Consider the following 1256-nt stretch of genomic DNA (forward strand, 5'->3'; position numbering starts at 1 on the left):
GAACCTGACGGTGCGGATATTCAGAGTTTTATCGCGCTGCAACATCTGTGGGAAAAAGATGATGCCCTGAAGGTGAAAGTGATCACCGCCAGTGACCAACGCTACGACTATGATGTTCAGCGCTGCCGCTACGCCGAGATGTACCATGAAATGGGGCTGGGAGAGATTGGTCACCTGCTCTCCTGTGCACGCGACAGCCAGTTTATTGTCGGCTATGCGCCGGACGTGGAACTGACGCGTACTGAAACCATTATGTCCGGTGCGCCGCGCTGCGATTTTCGCTATGCCCGCCGTACCCATGATGAGGAGTCGTGATGCAACAGATTAACGCATCGCGCCTGTGGGACAGCCTGAACCAGATGGCCACCCTGGGGGCAATCCCCGGTAACGGCGTCTGTCGTCTGGCGCTGAGTGAAGAAGATCGTCAGGCCCGCGACCTGCTGCAACGCTGGGCGACTGATGCAGGCTGTACCGTGCGCGTTGATGAAATGGGCAATATGTTTCTGCGCCGGGAAGGACGCCAGCCGCAACTCGCCCCGGTACTGACGGGTTCGCACGTCGATTCCCAGCCCAACGGCGGCCGCTATGACGGCATTTACGGCGTGCTGGCCGGGCTGGAAGTGCTGCGCTCACTCAATGACGCACAGGTAGAAACCGAGCGCGCCATTGAGGTAGTGAACTGGACCAACGAGGAAGGTGCCCGCTTTGCCCCCGCAATGCTGGCATCCGGGGTGTTCAGCGGTGTGTTTACCCGCGACGAGGCCTGGCAGCGCGAGGATGCCCGGGGCATCAGCGTTAAGCAGGCGCTGCGCGACATCGGCTATCTGGGCAACCACCCTGCCCGCGCCTTTCCGATCCACGCGGCTTACGAACTGCATATCGAACAGGGTCCGATCCTCGAAGCCGAAGGGAAAACCATTGGCGTGGTGCGCGGTGCACAAGGGCAGCGCTGGTATCAGGCCGAAGTGGTCGGTTTCAGCGCCCATGCGGGAACCACGCCGCTGCCGTTACGGCGCGATGCGTTGCTGGGCTTTGCCAGCCTGGTGCAAACGGTGAATCAGATTGGCCTGCACTTTGCGCCGGATGCACGCGCCACCGTGGGCCGCGCCGACATCGAACCCAATTCCCCCAACGTGGTGCCGGGGCGCGTACGATTCAGCATTGAGTTTCGTCACCCGGACGAGCAGGTGCTGGCAGAGATGGAAGCGGCGTTACTGCTGGCATTCGCGCAGAGCAACGACGGGCCGTTAACCGCC

The 1256-nt window shown here is 61.5% G+C and carries 2 protein-coding genes; both read left to right on the plus strand.

Translation table 11 applies throughout. From position 1 onward, the window contains the following. The coding region (locus WH277_RS00720) for an L-2-amino-thiazoline-4-carboxylic acid hydrolase (protein WP_339503799.1) at positions 1-315 on the plus strand (315 nt) is incomplete at its 5' end. Next, the coding region (locus WH277_RS00725) for a Zn-dependent hydrolase (RefSeq protein WP_339503801.1) at positions 312-1256 on the plus strand (945 nt) is incomplete at its 3' end. The genes WH277_RS00720 and WH277_RS00725, both read left to right, overlap by 4 nt.

The sequence above is a fragment of the Erwinia sp. MYb416 genome (genome assembly GCF_037479575.1).
In the GTDB taxonomy this organism is placed as follows: domain Bacteria; phylum Pseudomonadota; class Gammaproteobacteria; order Enterobacterales; family Enterobacteriaceae; genus Erwinia; species Erwinia rhapontici.